This is a genomic window from Bacillus sp. Medicinal_06 (assembly GCF_056711665.1).
This window is the reverse complement of record NZ_JBWYHD010000013.1, coordinates 57,714-72,964: the sequence shown is the minus strand read 5'-3', so window position 1 is coordinate 72,964 and position 15,251 is coordinate 57,714. Positions and strand designations below refer to the sequence as shown.

Annotated in this window: 17 protein-coding genes and 1 riboswitch; of the genes, 7 read left to right on the top strand and 10 right to left on the bottom strand. The window is 34.5% G+C overall.

The window, feature by feature from the left end; all coding sequences use genetic code 11:
* The first annotated feature begins 219 nt into the window (after positions 1–219).
* A complete protein-coding gene (locus AC1M36_RS23510) occupies positions 220–723 on the top strand; it encodes a hypothetical protein (RefSeq protein WP_336453784.1) in 504 nt (167 codons plus the stop codon).
* Between the two features lie 231 nt (positions 724–954).
* On the opposite strand, the gene AC1M36_RS23505 is transcribed toward AC1M36_RS23510, so the two are convergent.
* Entirely contained in the window at positions 955–1,170 is a 216-nt protein-coding gene (locus AC1M36_RS23505; RefSeq protein WP_336453782.1) for a DUF3951 domain-containing protein, read from the bottom strand.
* Between the two features lie 110 nt (positions 1,171–1,280).
* The gene (locus AC1M36_RS23500; protein WP_336453781.1) at positions 1,281–1,751 is read right to left on the bottom strand and encodes a YusW family protein; all 471 of its coding nucleotides are present in this window, start codon (positions 1,749–1,751) and stop codon (positions 1,281–1,283) included.
* 174 nt (positions 1,752–1,925) lie between these two features.
* Between AC1M36_RS23500 and AC1M36_RS23495 the strand changes: the two genes are divergently transcribed.
* From AC1M36_RS23495 to AC1M36_RS23480, 4 genes are all read left to right on the top strand, one after another.
* Positions 1,926–2,825 (top strand): helix-turn-helix transcriptional regulator, encoded by a 900-nt coding sequence (locus tag AC1M36_RS23495; protein WP_336453780.1) that lies wholly within the window; start codon positions 1,926–1,928, stop codon positions 2,823–2,825.
* Between the two features lie 20 nt (positions 2,826–2,845).
* Positions 2,846–3,376: a DUF5823 family protein gene (locus AC1M36_RS23490; protein WP_336453779.1), complete on the top strand. Its 531-nt coding sequence runs from the start codon at positions 2,846–2,848 to the stop codon at positions 3,374–3,376.
* An 86-nt stretch (positions 3,377–3,462) separates the two neighbouring features.
* Entirely contained in the window at positions 3,463–4,044 is a 582-nt protein-coding gene (locus tag AC1M36_RS23485; protein ID WP_336453778.1) for a TetR/AcrR family transcriptional regulator, read from the top strand.
* Between the two features lie 52 nt (positions 4,045–4,096).
* The gene (locus AC1M36_RS23480) at positions 4,097–5,236 is read left to right on the top strand and encodes a YhgE/Pip domain-containing protein (protein ID WP_336453777.1); all 1,140 of its coding nucleotides are present in this window, start codon (positions 4,097–4,099) and stop codon (positions 5,234–5,236) included.
* Between the two features lie 66 nt (positions 5,237–5,302).
* Here the strand turns inward: AC1M36_RS23480 and AC1M36_RS23475 are convergent, their stop codons facing one another.
* The 3 genes from AC1M36_RS23475 to proC all read right to left on the bottom strand — a co-directional run bounded on the left by AC1M36_RS23475 (position 5,303) and on the right by proC (position 8,992).
* Positions 5,303–6,943 carry a peptide ABC transporter substrate-binding protein gene (locus tag AC1M36_RS23475; protein ID WP_479846240.1) on the bottom strand — a complete coding sequence of 547 codons (1,641 nt, stop codon included), beginning with the start codon at positions 6,941–6,943 and terminating at the stop codon, positions 5,303–5,305.
* A 137-nt stretch (positions 6,944–7,080) separates the two neighbouring features.
* A riboswitch (SAM riboswitch) is annotated at positions 7,081–7,185 on the bottom strand.
* Between the two features lie 168 nt (positions 7,186–7,353).
* Positions 7,354–8,187 (bottom strand): aldo/keto reductase, encoded by an 834-nt coding sequence (locus AC1M36_RS23470; protein ID WP_479846239.1) that lies wholly within the window; start codon positions 8,185–8,187, stop codon positions 7,354–7,356.
* Position 8,188: 1 nt separating this feature from the next.
* The gene (gene proC, locus AC1M36_RS23465) at positions 8,189–8,992 is read right to left on the bottom strand and encodes a pyrroline-5-carboxylate reductase (RefSeq protein ID WP_479846238.1); all 804 of its coding nucleotides are present in this window, start codon (positions 8,990–8,992) and stop codon (positions 8,189–8,191) included.
* 219 nt (positions 8,993–9,211) lie between these two features.
* Here proC and pnuC point away from each other — a divergent pair, with 219 nt between their 5' ends.
* On the top strand, positions 9,212–9,874 hold the full coding sequence (gene pnuC, locus AC1M36_RS23460) for a nicotinamide riboside transporter PnuC (RefSeq protein ID WP_479846237.1): 663 nt from the start codon (positions 9,212–9,214) through the stop codon (positions 9,872–9,874).
* A 61-nt stretch (positions 9,875–9,935) separates the two neighbouring features.
* Here pnuC and AC1M36_RS23455 read toward each other — a convergent pair whose 3' ends face one another.
* The 3 genes from AC1M36_RS23455 to modA all read right to left on the bottom strand — a co-directional run bounded on the left by AC1M36_RS23455 (position 9,936) and on the right by modA (position 12,787).
* On the bottom strand, positions 9,936–10,787 hold the full coding sequence (locus AC1M36_RS23455; protein ID WP_241817486.1) for a GRP family sugar transporter: 852 nt from the start codon (positions 10,785–10,787) through the stop codon (positions 9,936–9,938).
* A 513-nt stretch (positions 10,788–11,300) separates the two neighbouring features.
* Positions 11,301–11,975 carry a molybdate ABC transporter permease subunit gene (modB, locus tag AC1M36_RS23450; RefSeq protein ID WP_479846236.1) on the bottom strand — a complete coding sequence of 225 codons (675 nt, stop codon included), beginning with the start codon at positions 11,973–11,975 and terminating at the stop codon, positions 11,301–11,303.
* A 5-nt stretch (positions 11,976–11,980) separates the two neighbouring features.
* On the bottom strand, positions 11,981–12,787 hold the full coding sequence (gene modA, locus AC1M36_RS23445; RefSeq protein ID WP_336453771.1) for a molybdate ABC transporter substrate-binding protein: 807 nt from the start codon (positions 12,785–12,787) through the stop codon (positions 11,981–11,983).
* 133 nt (positions 12,788–12,920) lie between these two features.
* On the opposite strand from modA, the gene AC1M36_RS23440 reads away from it, so the two are divergent.
* Positions 12,921–13,868, top strand: a complete 948-nt coding sequence (locus AC1M36_RS23440; protein WP_336453770.1) for a helix-turn-helix transcriptional regulator — start codon at positions 12,921–12,923, stop codon at positions 13,866–13,868.
* A 64-nt stretch (positions 13,869–13,932) separates the two neighbouring features.
* On the opposite strand, the gene AC1M36_RS23435 is transcribed toward AC1M36_RS23440, so the two are convergent.
* Both AC1M36_RS23435 and AC1M36_RS23430 read right to left on the bottom strand, forming a co-directional pair.
* On the bottom strand, positions 13,933–14,037 hold the full coding sequence (locus AC1M36_RS23435; protein ID WP_174102597.1) for a DUF3948 family protein: 105 nt from the start codon (positions 14,035–14,037) through the stop codon (positions 13,933–13,935).
* Between the two features lie 255 nt (positions 14,038–14,292).
* Positions 14,293–15,159 (bottom strand): LysR family transcriptional regulator, encoded by an 867-nt coding sequence (locus tag AC1M36_RS23430; RefSeq protein WP_336453769.1) that lies wholly within the window; start codon positions 15,157–15,159, stop codon positions 14,293–14,295.
* Between the last annotated feature and the right edge of the window lie 92 nt (positions 15,160–15,251).

Genomic DNA, 15,251 nt, shown 5'->3' with positions numbered 1-15,251 from the left:
GATTCAAAATTTGTTTTGGATCAGCTTTTTATGTGTGCTTACATTTGTATAAGATGTGGGGAAGGAGTTATGGAGATCCTGGTCGTATAAAGTGACGATACTGTGACAAAAATGGTGATATGTGTATAAAAGTAGGATCATAAGTGCAAAGTTTGAATGGTTCTCGTTATAATAGCAAGTGGAGATAAGTAGTAAACGTAGATAAAAGGAGAGTAAGAGATGAAGAAAGTATGGGGTATTGCCTTGCTTGGAAGTATGCTCCTTCTAGCAGGATGTAATGGAAACAAGGATGTAAAAGAATCAAAAGAAAAAGTAGAGCAGTCAACTGCTCAGTCAGAAGATATGAAAGCATATCGTGATGTACATAAGAAATATGATGAGAAAATGAATAAAGAGTTAAATGAATCTCTGAAGTTATGGGAAGAAGCAAAAGAAAAAGGCGGGAAAGCATTAGTTCACCCAAAGTTTAAAGAAGATGTACAAAAAGTAACAACAAGTATGCTAGAAGATATTGATCATGTTCGCAAAGAAATTCGTGTTCCGGAATCAAAAGAACAAGAACATAAGCTATATATTGGCTTCTTAGATGAAACAGAACAAGCAATAAAAAAGTTAGAGAAATTAGCGAAAGAGGAAGACTCATCATTAATTCGTGATATCGAAGTCCACTTTTCAACAGCTTCAACGTACTATAAACGTTTTCAAAAAGAATTTCAAAAATAACCTTGCGTAAGCAAGGTTATTTTTTTAGAATGTTGGAAAATAAGAACCGGAAGACTCTTGTTTTTTGTCATTCTTTGTCGGTTGATCGATATCCCTTGTCGAATCGCCGATATATTTGAATTTGCGCCGATATATTGTGAGAAATGGTCGATATATTTGAAAAACCGCTGATAAAATTTCATTGGCCATTTTACACCCAAAGATTAACGGTATTTCACTATGTTTCTTCTGTTATTTTTTCTTCTTCCCATCCCCGTCTTCGTCTTCAGCTACTAAAACCTTCTGTTCCTCATGAAATTCTGAAATTGTTTGACCGGTAATATTGTCGAATGGGGTATAGAAAGAGGTTATATTTTTCTTTTTCACAAATAATTTATAGAAGCCGATAATGACTAATATGAAAATTGTTAACGGTAATCCTATAACAGCCATAAGTAAAGGATCCATCGTAAATCTCCTTTTGATATCTGGTTTAGAGTACATGATTGTTTCTGAACCAAGTTTACGACATGCGAAAAAAATAAGCAAAATAAAGAAGTAGGCAACCGCCTACTTCTTTATTTTACTTCCTTCTTATACTCTTTCTTCGTTCCATCTGAGAAAACAACTTCTAAATCAAATTTTTGGTAGTCTTTATCAAGTTGGAATACGTCTACCACTTGATCAATTACTTCTTGATCTGGAGTATCCTTATCAAATTTTAATTTTTGAAGAAGAGGGCCTAGTTTTGTGACAGCTTCATCACCTGTTAACTTTGCATCTGTTTTGTGATCTTCAATTTTAGCTTCCATCTGTTTTTCATTTGCTTTATTTTTGTAGTCTGCTTCATAATCTTTTTTCGTATCTTGATAGTCAGTATCTAAACTGAATTCATTAAAATTAAGCTTTAAATCTTGCGTTGCTTCCTGCTTTGTTTCTTCAGTTGTTTTCTTGTTATCAGTTGCTGTATTGTCCTGATTATTTGCGTTACACGCTGTCATTACGGGCACAAGCATAAGAGTTAAAAGAATTGAAAGTAGAATTCTCATTATATATTCCTCCTTATTGTGTCTTTCCTTCTACATAAGTTTTTCCCATTTTTATGTAATTATGTATGTGTTTGAAATAAATTATTTTCTTTGTGCTATGGAGGATACTTCGCAATTTAAATCAAAAAAATTTTGGTTTTATATGGTAAATTGGAAGTGTAAGGAGGTACCATAGTGTATGAAAAATATAGAGATGCGATAAAAAAAGCAATTATTTATATTGAAGAACATTTAGAGGAAGAGTTAACGACAGAAAGAGTAGCTTCTTATTGTGCAGTATCCATGTACCATTTCCATCGTATATTTCAACGTCACCTTGGAATCAGCATTATGGAATATGTTCGAAAAAGAAGGTTAACACATGCGGCACAAACATTAGTAATGACAGAAAGGCCAGTTCTTGATATTGCAATCCAATATGGTTTCTCTTCACAAGAAGCATTTACAAGGGCATTTAAACGTATGTTTCATTTGCCACCCAAAAGATATCGTACATATTTTCAATCGTTTTATATAGAAAGGGAGGGAACTTCAATGCAAAAAGGATTACCAAATGGATGGGTATTAAGCGGAAGTCACCCTACAGAATACGAAATGGGATTAGATTATGAGACTGTTCATCAAGGAAGAGCATCAGCTTATATACAAGCGAAAGAAGGTGTTACACATGGCGGGTTTACAATGTTGATGCAAATGTTTAAAGCGGACAAATATAGAGGGAAGCGTTTGCGTCTAACGGCTTTTATTAAAAGTGAGAATGTAAAAGATTGGGCAGGGCTGTGGATGCGTGTAGATGGAAAAGATACAGAACCATTAGCAATGGATAATATGCAAAATCGCCCCATTAAAAATACAACAAATTGGCAACCATATTCAGTTGTTTTAGATATAAAAGAAGAAGCGCTTGGTATTGCATTTGGCGTTTTATTATCAGGAGAAGGATGTATATGGGCTGATAGTTTTCGATTAGATGAAGTTGATGAAAAGGTGCCTTCGACAGATCTAGCAGAAAATTTTTATGAGACTCTTTCTGAAGAACCTACGAATTTACAGTTTGAAGATATAGAAGAATAAGAAAAGGTGAGAAAGAACACATGTGGAAAATGGTATTCTATTCAATATCGGAATTATTGAAATTAGAAACACCTCTTTATTTCTTTATATGGTTTTGTGCGTTATTTGTAGTGGGTGTACTGAGTGAAATGATAGAAGTAATAGGGAAAAGAAAACCAATTTTATCTTCTCTATTAAAGGCTAGTATAGAATGCTTTCTCGCATTAATAATCTGTATCGGCATTGGGATTCTATTATTTCGTATCATACATTTTATATTTCCAAGTCAAATTGAACCTTATGATATTACTTATGGAAGATGGCTAGCATTTCTTGCATTAACTTTATTTTCAATTATCGGTTTTTTAGTGAAAATCACAAAACATAAGACAAGGATATGGTTGAAACCAACAGGAGTCATTGTTCAATTTGTCTATTTTAGTATAAGTGTTTGGGGAGCAATTACTATTTTTTATCCATCTTTACACATGAGTATGCTAGTTGTGCTTTTATTTAGTGTTATATTAACTGTATTTCAGTTTTTGGGCTGTTTATACGAGTATCGTTCGTAGTAATTTACAAAAATTAGATTGACAATAATTAGAAACTTATATAATCTAAATGTAAGTGATCACTTGCATTAGAAAGAGAGGATTGTATGGCGCGCTCAAAGACGGCAGACAAAATTATTCAAGCAGCAATTGAATTAGTGAAAGAAAAAGGATATAAGGCAGCAACAACAAAAGAAATTGCAATGCGTGCTGGTGTTAATGAAGTAACGATCTTTCGTAATTTTAAAAACAAAAAGGGCGTCATTGAAGCAGCCGTTTATGAATTTTCATATTTGCCGCATTTACAACGGTTTTTACAAACAGAAATTGTGTGGGAATTAGAAACAGATTTAAAGAATTTAGCAAGACATTATCATAACTTCTTGAATGAAGCAAAAGACATCATTTCTATTGGTATACGTGAAACAGGCGTGTTTCCTGAATTAGATGATGAAATTGCCAAAATACCAAAAGGCTTAAAAGAAGAATTAATGATGTATTTTGCACAAATGCAGCAAAAAGGAAAAATTATTGATACAAATATTGAAGCTCAAGTAATGAATTTTATATGGATTAATTTTGGTTACTTTCTATCCAAATTGCGTTTTGAAAATCGACTTATGGAAATGAATGATGAGAACTTTATTGAGAATAATATAACTTTATATGCTAGGGCATTAAGACCCTAGTATTTATTTAAAATAAAATGCAAGTATGTACTTGCTTGCTGAAGGCGGAAGAATGAATACATTGAAACAATTTTTAAAGACACCAGGTACGTATGTGGGAATTGTGGTAGCATTAGCGTTTCAGCTTATTTTCTTTTGTGTTTGGCTTACAGCTTATGATGGAGTAAATGAAAGAGCCGATCAAATGCAAATTGCTATTGTGAACCAAGATATGAATATGGGAAGCAAAATAGGAGAAGGATTACAGAAAAATTTACCTTTTCAAGTAACGAAAGAGAAGTCTATGGAAAAAGCAAAAGAAGAAATGGATAAGCGTGCATACAATATGATTATTGAAATACCAGCTTCTTTTTCAAAGGATATAAGTGAAAAAGGAAAAACAAATTTAAATTTTCATATTAACCAAGCAAACTCTATGATGGCAAAACAAATGATGGAAGGAGTCGCGAAACAAGTTCGTGATAATGTAAATAAAGAGGTCTCAAATTATAAGCAGCAAGTAGTTGCCGGGAAACTACTTGCTATGGGGCCGGGCAGTGTAGAAGTGATAAAAGGATTAGCTGAAGATTCGGTTGGATTTACGATTCACAAGGTAAATGATGCAAAAGGATTTTCTGTAAATATGGTACCGCTTATGATCGTGTTAGCTTCATTTGTAGGAGCGATGATTATGAGTATGGAACTATCTAAAGTGGCAAAACAGGTAGGGGGAAACTGGGATAGTTACCTATCACGACAAGTGATTAATGGCACAGTATCAATCCTACTTGCATGCATTACAATTGGTTTAATGAAAGCATTTCAACTTGAAGTGCAAGAAACGGTATGGAATGTATGGATATTCCAAGCAATTGTCTTCTTTTCCTTCCTATCATTAACACAAATGTTTATTACCTTATTTGGAAATGCAGGCATGCTCTTTAATATTATTTCGCTTTCTTTACAACTTGTAAGTTCTGGTGTGATGGTACCGTATGCTATGTTATCAAAAACATATCAAACAATCGGTGAATTATTTCCCGCAACATATGCCGCAAAGGGTTATTTCGCAATAGTATTTGGTGGCGGAAACTTAAAAGAGAATGTTATCTTTCTATTATTTATAATTATTATTACTCAAATGGTATCGCTAGTTGCTGTAGGGATATCAGTAATAGTAAAAAGAAAGAGACATGTAATAAAAGAAGCATAAAGAAAAAGGAGTCCTGTTGAAGGATTCCTTTTTCTTTTTATGAAAATGACATTTTACACGGGCTGTTTACTTCTCAACTTTCGCCCATTTGAAGTTAAGTGGCCCTGCAAAATCAACTTCAACTACGCCTTTGACATAAGAACGCTCTAAGTATGTTGTTCCATTTTGATAAAGAGGAGAGATAACGGCATCTTTAAATAAGATTTTTTCTGCTTGTTTTAAAGCTTCCCAACGTGCTTTTTCATCACCAGCTAAGTCGGTTTTAACTTTTTGGATTAGATTATCAAATTCTTTGTTAGAATAGTGATCTAAGTTGTATGAGTTATCAGTTGTAAATAACTCTAAGAATGTAATTGGATCGGCAAAATCCGGGCTCCATCCGTCAATAGCAATCTCATAATTTCCTTGTAGTAATAATGTGACTTGTTGTTTACGTGGTTGAGGCTTAACATTTACTGTTAATCCTTCTAAATTTTTCTCTAGTTGTTCTTTTAAATATTCACCTGTTTTTCTAGGTAGAGAGCCATCACTTGTTAATAATTCAATTGAAATTTTGTCAGATCCTAATTCTTGTTTTGCTTGTTTCCAAAACTGTTGCGCTTCTTTTGTGTTTTCTTTTGTTAAATTACCATTCTCTTCACGGAAGTCTTTTCCATTTGGCCCTTTGGCGAAATTTTTTGGCACTAGAGAATAGGAGGGTAGAGAGCCATCATTTAAAAGCACATTTACAAATGCTTTCTTATCTATCGATTTATCGATTGCTTGACGAACATTTATATTTTGTAACGTTTTATTTTTCTGGTTCATACGTACAAATTGTACCCCGACATCTGGTCGTTCTTTAAAGTTACTATCTTTGCGATATTTATCAACAAGATCAGATGTTAAAGTAAGTCGATCAATTTGTTTTGATTCATATAAATTAACAGCTGTTGAATGATCCTTGACGACATTAAAATTAATTTCTTCAAGTTTCACATTATCCTTATCCCAATAGTTGGTATTCTTCTTGAACTTAAAGCTTTGTTCATGTTTCCAATCACTTAATGTAAAGGCACCATTATAAAGAATCGTGTTATCTTCTAAAGCATATTTATCACCTTGTGATTTGAAGAATGCTTCATTAATTGGTAAGAATGTTGGAAATGCCGTTAAACTAATAAAGTAGGGAACAGGGCGCTCTAATTCAACTTCAAAGGTGTGGTCATCGATTGCTTTTACACCGAGCTGGTCAGCCGGAAGTTCTTTATTATTAATCTTTTTCGCATTTTTTATATCAAAGAATAGAAATGCGTATTCAGAAGCAGTCGCTGGATCAACGGCACGTTGCCAAGCAAAGACAAAATCTTTTGCTGTCACAGGAGTACCGTTTGACCATTTTGAATCTCGTAAATGGAACGTATATTTTGTTTTATCAGGATTAACCGCATGAGACTTTGCTACACCAGGAACAGGCTTGTTTCCTTCACCTAGGTTATATAAACCTTCAAATACGTTTCTCATTACTTGGCCAGAGTCAGTATCTGTGGCGCGAGCAGTATCCATTGTACGGATTTCTGTACCAGTGGCCAAGTTCAATACTTGTTTATCAGGGGCTTTATCCTTTGCTTTTGCTTCACTTGCTTCGTCTTTATAGCTACCGCAACCTGTTAATAAAAGACTTGCTCCTAAAACAGATGCGACAGCAGGTACAAATTTCTTTTTCATGTAAAATTCCTCCTTAAATTGTTTGTTTATTAGTTGATGAACAATTTGTGAGGGAAAGAAAAACTCCCTCTTTTCATATAGAGAAAGAGGGAGTTTTGTTTACAAGGCATGCACCATGTATATAAACGAAGTCCCTCATTCTATCTTTCAAGCATAATGCTTGCAGGAAGTGGCACAGTATTCAAAGTGAACCTGCTGCCGAGGTTTCAAAGGGCCAGTCCCTCCACCTCTCTTGATACAATGAGTAAACATAATGATTTGTATTAATTTTTTTGTTTCTTTGATTATTCAAAATCTTACACCCGGACAAATGAACTGTCAATAAAATGGAATATAGTTTAAATTTTCAGTTTTTTATAAGTGCAATATAAAAATAAGAGTCACTGTGCAATTACACAGTGACTTTTCTCTTAAAAATCAAAATTATCAGGGTCTGGGCCAACACGGTGATTTTCATTTAATGACTGAATTGCTTTCATATCTTCAGCGCTCAATTCAAAATCAAAGATGCTTGCATTTTCGACAATGCGATGCTCTTTAACTGATTTAGGAATGGTAACCACACCATTTTGCAGATCCCAGCGTAAAATGATTTGTGCTGTTGATTTGTTATATTTTGTAGCAATTTCTTGCAATACTGGATGGTCGAGTAATTGGCCTTGCATTAATGGTGACCAAGCTTCTAGTTGAATAGTATGCTCTTTACAGAAAGAGTGAAGTTCTTCTTGCGTTAAGCGTGGGTGATATTCAACTTGATTAATCATCGGTTTCATTTCAGCGATTTCTAGAACATCTTGTAAGTGATGGATTTGGAAATTGCTAACGCCGATAGCACGAACACGGCCTTCTTTATAAAGTTTCTCTAATGCTTTCCATGTTTCTGTGTATTTTCCTTTTACAGGCCAGTGTACTAAGTATAGATCTAAGTATTCTAAACCTAATTTTTGTAATGTTGTTTCGAAGGCTTGTAATGTTGATTCATAGCCTTGATCACTGTTCCATACTTTTGATGTGATAAATAATTCTTCACGAGGAATTCCGCATTCGCGAATTGCTTGGCCAACGCCTTCTTCATTTTTATATACTGCAGCTGTATCGATACTGCGGTATCCATTTTTAATAGCAACTTTTACAGAATCGATTACCTGTGTACCATCTTCAACTTTAAAAACGCCTAAACCAAACCAAGGCATTTTTACACCATTATGTAATGTTGTGCAATCTTGTAAGCTTGTTACTGTCATATTAATTCCCCCTAGCTTTTTTATTTGTTGCTTCAATTGCTTGGTGAATCATCTTTGAAAAATTATATTCATATAAAACTTTTAAACCTTCTGCAGTTGAGCCACCTGGTGTAGTCACTTGTTCACGAAGCATAGTTGGATCTTGTTCTTGTTCTAGCATAGCGGCAGAACCAGTAATCATTTGAATGACAAGGTGTTTTGCGGTTGCTTCATCGATTCCATAGCTTTTCGTTGCTTCAATTAATCCTTCAGTAAAGTGGTAAAGGAATGCTGGGGCACTTCCAGTTACAGCGGTAAGCTGATGTACCTCTTCTTCTGTGCATAGCTGTGCTGTACCAATCCCTTTTAAAAGTAGTTGCAGTGTTTCTTGATGTTCTTTATTTACGAAATGTCCCATTGTATATAGAGAAATAGACTTCCCAATTGTTGCAGCTGTATTGGGCATAATCCAGGCAACAGGTGTACCTTGAGGGAGTTTTTCTTCTAAATAAGATGGACCAATTCCGGCAGCAACTGTTACAACAAACTGATTGGTTAGAAGAGGCGATAACTCCGCTAATAATTGCTCATGTGCAGCTGGTGGCATGGCTAAAACAATGGTGTCTGCATTTTTAATGTGCTCTTTCCAATCATTTGTAATTGAAATGTCATATTTTTCCCCTAGTTGCTTAAGTTTTTCTATGTTACTTCGATTGGATACAACAATTTCTTCGATGTGCTCTTTACTTGTTTTGAGAAGTCCGGCAAAGATTGCTTCTGCCATACGACCGGCACCAATAAATAAAATTCTATGTTTCTTTGGCATATCCTTTATTCCTCCATACCTAGAATATGTTATAAAAAACGATAACATCTTTGAGAGATTTTTGTAAAAAGAAATGACTTATATAAATTAGCAATGAGGGAATACATGTAATGTAACTGTATAATAAGAAAAAAGATAATTAGAAAAATATGGATATAAATAGGCGCTTTCTTTATAATGTGTGTAGAGAAATCATAAAATATTTGGGGAGAGAGGCTTATGGTTAGACATCCAGTTTTTTTAATTATCTCTAGTATTATTTGTATGCTAGTAGGTATGTATATTCAGTCGAGCTATATTGAAATTTTTGCATCTGTTATGGGGATTATAAATGTTTGGTTACTAGCTCGAGAAAAGGTATGGAATTTTTTATTTGGGATGATTACAGTTGCATCTTTTCTATACATTTTTATTACACAGGAGTTATATGCAATGGCCATATTAGCAGCGTTCCAATTCATATTTAATGTATATGGTTGGTATTATTGGATTGCACGTAGTGGAGAGGGAGACGTGAAACCAACCGTTCGCTTAGATTTGAAAGGGTGGATTGGTTATATCATTTTGATTCTAGTTGCTTGGATTGGATGGGGGTATTATCAAATTCGTTATTTAGAGTCGACAAACCCGTATTTAGATGCTTTAAATGCAGTGTTAGGACTTGTGGCTCAGTTTATGCTTAGTAGAAAGATTTTAGAGAACTGGCATTTATGGATCTTATATAATGTTGTAAGTATTGCCATATACATTTCGACAGGTTTATATGTGATGTTAATTCTTGCTCTAATTAATTTATTTTTATGTATAGATGGACTATTAGAATGGAAAGCGAACTATGAAAAAAGAGATTACGTGAATCATTCGCTTAGAAATCTATTTTAATAGTTAATAGAAAACCCTCGAAGCAGATATGCTTCGAGGGTTTGATTTATAGCTTGTGCAATTATGCTTTTGTCATACCAAGTAAAACAGCACCGCCGATAATTAGAACACTACCTAGTGCAATAAATACCATTTGACGCTTTGTTTTCTTTTCGCCTAAGAAGACAATTGCACCGAATGTAGAGATAACGATACCAGTTTGAGATAATGGGAAACTTGTTGCTACTCCAACTCTTGGTAAAGAAAGAAGTAAGAATAAGTTACCTGTTCCCCAAAGTAGGCCAGATAAAGCATTACGAATTGCATATTTGTTAAATGGTTTATGTTTAGATGTCAATACAACTGCTCCAACAAACATACCGACTGCTTGCGGTAAAATAGCAGACCAACCATCGATATTGTACCAACGAATAATAATTACATATACAAGGTAGCCGAATGTAGAAACAATTAAAGTTAAAAGTCCTTTTTTCAATTGTCCTGGTGGCTGTGCATTTTCTTTATCATCTAATGAAGTGAAGACAACACCGACTACAATTAAAAGGATTGCAATCGTTCCCAGAATAATCGTAGTAGTAGTAGTCCACTCACGAAAAGCGATAACGCCAAAGATAGAAGTTGCAACAAGTTGCATACCAGTAGAAATCGTTACAGTTGTTGAAACACCTAGTTTTTCAACTGTTTTTAATTGGTTTACTTGTCCTAAAGCCCAGAATAAACCTGAAATAAATCCAACAATTAAGATTGTCATTGTTAAAGCAGGTTGAGTAAATACATACATAATTGTTGCGAAGAATAGAGCACCGATTGTCATACCTACCGTTTGGCTATATGCACCACCGCCCATTTTTACGCTTACTAATAAGATATTTCCCCATGCAATTGCAGGAAGAAGCGCTAATAAAATGTCCATTACAAGACTCCCTTCGTTTTTCTATATCAATATAATTAAATTTCGTTCTAACGATCGGTAATTCCCCACTGAGAAAGTAGAAGATTACCGATCGCTAAAACAGGATGAAGAATTTACGATATAAATGCGTTTTCATTTCTTCATTTTTTCAAACACCTCCATATAATAACAGGAAAGTACCTGTTTTAGAAAGTAAATTCAAATAGAATGTATATTTTTATATATTCTAAGATTCTGTCACTTCTTCAAAATAAAAAAGACCTCAATTTGAGGCCTTTTTATAAAGGGGGTTGGGGAAATAAAGTTAATTAGCTCTTTTTAACGAATGGGAAGAGGGGGGACAACCTCATTTCCATCAGCTTTACTTTATGACTTAATTATATGAAATATGCTCAATAGTAACTATCGAATTATCTTACAGTAAGATTACATTTTTGTAAGATAAATCTTTCATTATTCTACAAAACAATTTATTTTTCGGGAAATAAAAAGCAGCTTTTGTCGAAAGCTGCTTTAAGAAGTAGTAATTTTTTTATTGATCAGCTGAATGCACAATAAAAATATGAGTGACATACTGACTGTTATGATAACGAGTGTCCAAGCAAGGTTCATATTACTTGCATCAATTGCCATATAAATAGCCGTTGGAATCGTTTGGGTTTTGCCCGGAATGTTACCAGCAAACATAAGTGTTGCTCCAAACTCACCAAGTGCGCGTACAAAGCTTAAAATCATTCCGCTAAATAGCGCAGGAAATGCAAGTGGTAGTGTGACGTGTAAAAAGACTTGATATTCACTTGCTCCAAGATCGCGGGCACCATCTTCAATTTGCTTGTTTGCAATAGAAAATCCTGTCTTTGCCGATTGATACATCAGTGGGAATGAAACGACTGTTGAAGCGATGACAGCAGCCCACGATGTAAACATAATCGATTGTTGAAATAATGATTCAATCCACTTTCCAACAGGGCTGTTATTCCCAAAAATAATAATGAGAAAGAACCCAATAACAGTTGGCGGAAGTACCATCGGTAACAGAAAAATAGTTTCTAATAACACTTTATAACGCCATGAGGAGCGAGCTAATACTCGTCCGATAACTGTGCCGAAAATCATAACAATAATGGTGGCAAGTGCAGCTACTCGTAAGGAAAGAAAAACAGGCGACCAAAGTGTATCAAATGTCATAATAGTTACGATAGGATTGTAAATCCATATTTTTTAAAGATAGATTGTGCATCTTTTGACTGTAAATATTCATAAAATGAAGTCGCCTCTTTCTTATGCTTTGATTCTTTTATAATGCCTACTGGATAATGAATCGGTTCATGAGAATTAGCAGGTGCTGCATTTGCAATTTTTACTTTGTCTGAAATAAGAGCATCTGTTTTGTATACAATGCCAGCATCTACATTACCTGTTTCTACATATGTTAACACTTGGCGGACGTCTTTTGTTAATACGATTTTGTTTTGAAGGTCGTTCCATAAGTTTTCATGTGTAAGAGAAGCTTTTGCATATTTTCCAGCTGGGACAGATTCAGGTGTACCAATTGCTAGTTTCTTCACTTTTTCTTCCTTCAATTCTTGAAATGTTTTAATGGAGCTTTCTTTTGGAACGACTAAAACGAGTTCATTTCCAAGAAGGTTTTTCCCCTCCTTTTCATTAATAAATCCTTTTTTGACAAGCGTTTGAAATTTATCTTCTGCTGCAGAGAAGAATAAATCAGCAGGAGCACCTTGTTCAATTTGTTGCTGAAGTGCACCAGAACCGCCAAAGTTAAAGGAAAGTTTTATATTTGGTTCTTTTTGTTTATATTGTTTTTCAATTTCTTTGAAAGCATCTTGTAAACTGGCAGCTGCAGATATTGTAAGTTCAACTGTCTTTTCTTCTTTTGCGTTTGTTTGGTCTTTCTTCGTTTCGTTCGTACATGCCACGCTAAAAACAAGAAGGAAACAGAGCATAAGTACCCCAATGTACCGTAATGTGAATTTGTTCATGCGTATAATCCCCTTTCTTTATATCCTATTTAATTATAACTAATTATATTTAATTATAAATAGATATAATTAAATATAATGTGAAATAAATCACTTTTTGAAAAAATAGGAGAAATTTTCTTTCTTTGTTACAATGAAAAGAGAAAGTGAGGAATCGTCTATGGATCATCATTCCTACACAACGGAAGAGGTAGCAAATCGACTAAAAGTCTCAAAGTTAACAGTGTATGATTTAATTAAAAAAGGTGAACTACCTTCTTACAGGGTTGGTAGACAAATGCGCATTGATGCGGTGGACTTAGAACAATATATTAAGCAAATGAAAACGGGAAAAGTGCAGACTGCTTCAAGGAAACTAGAGGAGAAGAATAGAGAATCTTCCTGTGTAATTAGTGGACAAGAGCTAACATTAGATATGCTGGCGAAGCATCTTGAAAGACTTTTACCAGGTTCTAGTATGCTGCGGGCTTATCAGGGGAGTTTAATGAGTTTAATTAAAATGTCTCAAGGAGAAGGAAGTATCGTTAGTTTACATTTGTTTGATGGCGATACAAGAGAATATAACATTCCATATGTAAAACGGATTTTAGTTGGACAACCATGTATTGTGATGAACTTATTAGCGAGAAATGTTGGGTTTTATGTACAAAAAGGAAATCCAAAAGGAATACAAACGTGGGCTGACCTGAATCATTCATCGATTCAATTTGTGAATCGTGAAAAAGGATCAGGAATTCGTGTACTAGTAGATGAACAGGTGAGAATTCAAAATGTAGCGAAAGAAAATATTCGAGGCTATGATGCGGAAGAGTCTAATCATCTTGGTGTTGCCTCTCAGATTGCTAACGGAAAAGCTGATGTTGGCGTAGGGGCAGAAAAGATAGCACAAATTGTGAATGTAGATTTTATTCCGCTTATGAAAGAACAATATGACTTGGTAATTTTAAAAAATAAACAAAACGAACAACTTATTGAAGCAGTAAAAGAAATATTGCAATCGACAGAATTTCAAAATGAACTGCGAGCAATTGGTGGGTACGATATAAGTAAAACAGGTCAAATTATATATGAAACAAATTGAAAAACCTGCTTGTCCATAAGACAAGCAGGTTTTTCTCTATATAAAGGGGTTTGGGGAAACAATTTTATAAGACAAGACCTTGGGCAAGTGCGTAAATAAATGCTGTAAGAAGAGCAGAGCCGCTTGCAAGTCCGATAAAGTCAAATTTGTTAAAAGTAATGTTGTTCATAGTTATCTCTCCTTATTTGTTTAAAGTTGTAGCAACCGCTTTTGCATCGATTAGGGCAGATAGCACCATGCCCATTGTATTTACAAATTTGTTTGTTTTCATTTTGTTCATCATGCGTATCCGCTCCTTTTCGAATTGTTGTTGCCCTTGTTTCTGCCTTAATTATATGAAATGTGGGCAGGAGTAACTATCGAATTAGCTTACGGGAGGATTACACTTTTGTAAGAAAAAAAGACATTCGTGTAAGAATATCTCTTAAAGCATATTGATATGATGGTGCTCTTCAATTGTCTTTAAAAAGCTCCGCATTGAGTTGGTCAGATAGGTATCTTTACGACGTATAAAGACTGTTGAAATGCTCCCGTATTTTTCAGGAATCGGATGGCAGTGAACTTTTCCTGTAGTAGAAAGATGCCTAACAGCGGATTGTGGCACGAGTGTAATTCCAAGACCAAGTGCAACGCTATTTAAAATCGTTTCTAGTATGTTGAATTCCATAATTCTTTTTGGAAGCAAGCCTTCATCTTTGAGCCAGCGTTCTAGTTTGGAACGATATCCGCATCCTTGATTAAAGACAAGAAGTGGCGTTGTAATAAATTCCTCTATATGAAAAGCTTTATTTTTTGTGACAAGGACAAGTTGTTCTGTACAAACATCGTATTGTTCTAATAGTGGATGTTTGATAGGTCCTGATATAAAAGCGCCATCTAATTGGTGGTCGATTACTTCCTTAATGAGTTCCTCTGTTAAACCTGCTTGTAGTGATAAATCAACATTTGGGTACTTTTTGTAGTAAGAAGATAGGATGGTAGGTAATGTGCTTACTGTTTCGACTGTGCCGATTTTTAAAATACCAGAGGGTACACTACTATCTAAAAATACCTGCTTCAGTTCATCGACATCCTGCAAAATTTTATTGACGTAAGTGAGCATCTTTCTTCCTTCGGCAGTTAATGTCATGCCTCGTTTATGTCGATAAAAGAGCGGTGTTTTCAATTCATTTTCTAGTTGTTTAATACGAGCTGTCACGTTAGACTGCACATAATTTAATTCCTTTGCGGCATTGCTAACACTTCCGTGATCGGCAACACTTTGGAAAATTAGTAAATCTCGTAGTTCCACTCCGCATTCCCCCTTGTTGTCAAATATCATTATAAGTGATAGATAGCATCATTTTGAATCATTTTACGTGATATATTTTTTCTTTTACAATT

Excerpts from the sequence above, each read along its gene's own strand:
- modB (WP_479846236.1), bottom strand. The coding sequence starts at position 11,975 with ATGACATTTGATACACTTTGGTCGCCTGTTTTTCTTTCCTTACGAGTA.
- AC1M36_RS23470 (WP_479846239.1), bottom strand. The coding sequence starts at position 8,187 with ATGACAGTAACAAGCTTACAAGATTGCACAACATTACATAATGGTGTA.
- AC1M36_RS23480 (WP_336453777.1), top strand. The coding sequence starts at position 4,097 with ATGAATACATTGAAACAATTTTTAAAGACACCAGGTACGTATGTGGGA.
- AC1M36_RS23440 (WP_336453770.1), top strand. The coding sequence starts at position 12,921 with ATGAAAAGAGAAAGTGAGGAATCGTCTATGGATCATCATTCCTACACA.
- AC1M36_RS23435 (WP_174102597.1), bottom strand. The coding sequence starts at position 14,037 with ATGAACAACATTACTTTTAACAAATTTGACTTTATCGGACTTGCAAGC.
- proC (WP_479846238.1), bottom strand. The coding sequence starts at position 8,992 with ATGCCAAAGAAACATAGAATTTTATTTATTGGTGCCGGTCGTATGGCA.
- AC1M36_RS23510 (WP_336453784.1), top strand. The coding sequence starts at position 220 with ATGAAGAAAGTATGGGGTATTGCCTTGCTTGGAAGTATGCTCCTTCTA.
- AC1M36_RS23505 (WP_336453782.1), bottom strand. The coding sequence starts at position 1,170 with ATGGATCCTTTACTTATGGCTGTTATAGGATTACCGTTAACAATTTTC.
- AC1M36_RS23455 (WP_241817486.1), bottom strand. The coding sequence starts at position 10,787 with ATGGACATTTTATTAGCGCTTCTTCCTGCAATTGCATGGGGAAATATC.
- AC1M36_RS23475 (WP_479846240.1), bottom strand. The coding sequence starts at position 6,943 with ATGAAAAAGAAATTTGTACCTGCTGTCGCATCTGTTTTAGGAGCAAGT.
- AC1M36_RS23500 (WP_336453781.1), bottom strand. The coding sequence starts at position 1,751 with ATGAGAATTCTACTTTCAATTCTTTTAACTCTTATGCTTGTGCCCGTA.
- AC1M36_RS23490 (WP_336453779.1), top strand. The coding sequence starts at position 2,846 with ATGTGGAAAATGGTATTCTATTCAATATCGGAATTATTGAAATTAGAA.
- pnuC (WP_479846237.1), top strand. The coding sequence starts at position 9,212 with ATGGTTAGACATCCAGTTTTTTTAATTATCTCTAGTATTATTTGTATG.
- modA (WP_336453771.1), bottom strand. The coding sequence starts at position 12,787 with ATGAACAAATTCACATTACGGTACATTGGGGTACTTATGCTCTGTTTC.
- AC1M36_RS23485 (WP_336453778.1), top strand. The coding sequence starts at position 3,463 with ATGGCGCGCTCAAAGACGGCAGACAAAATTATTCAAGCAGCAATTGAA.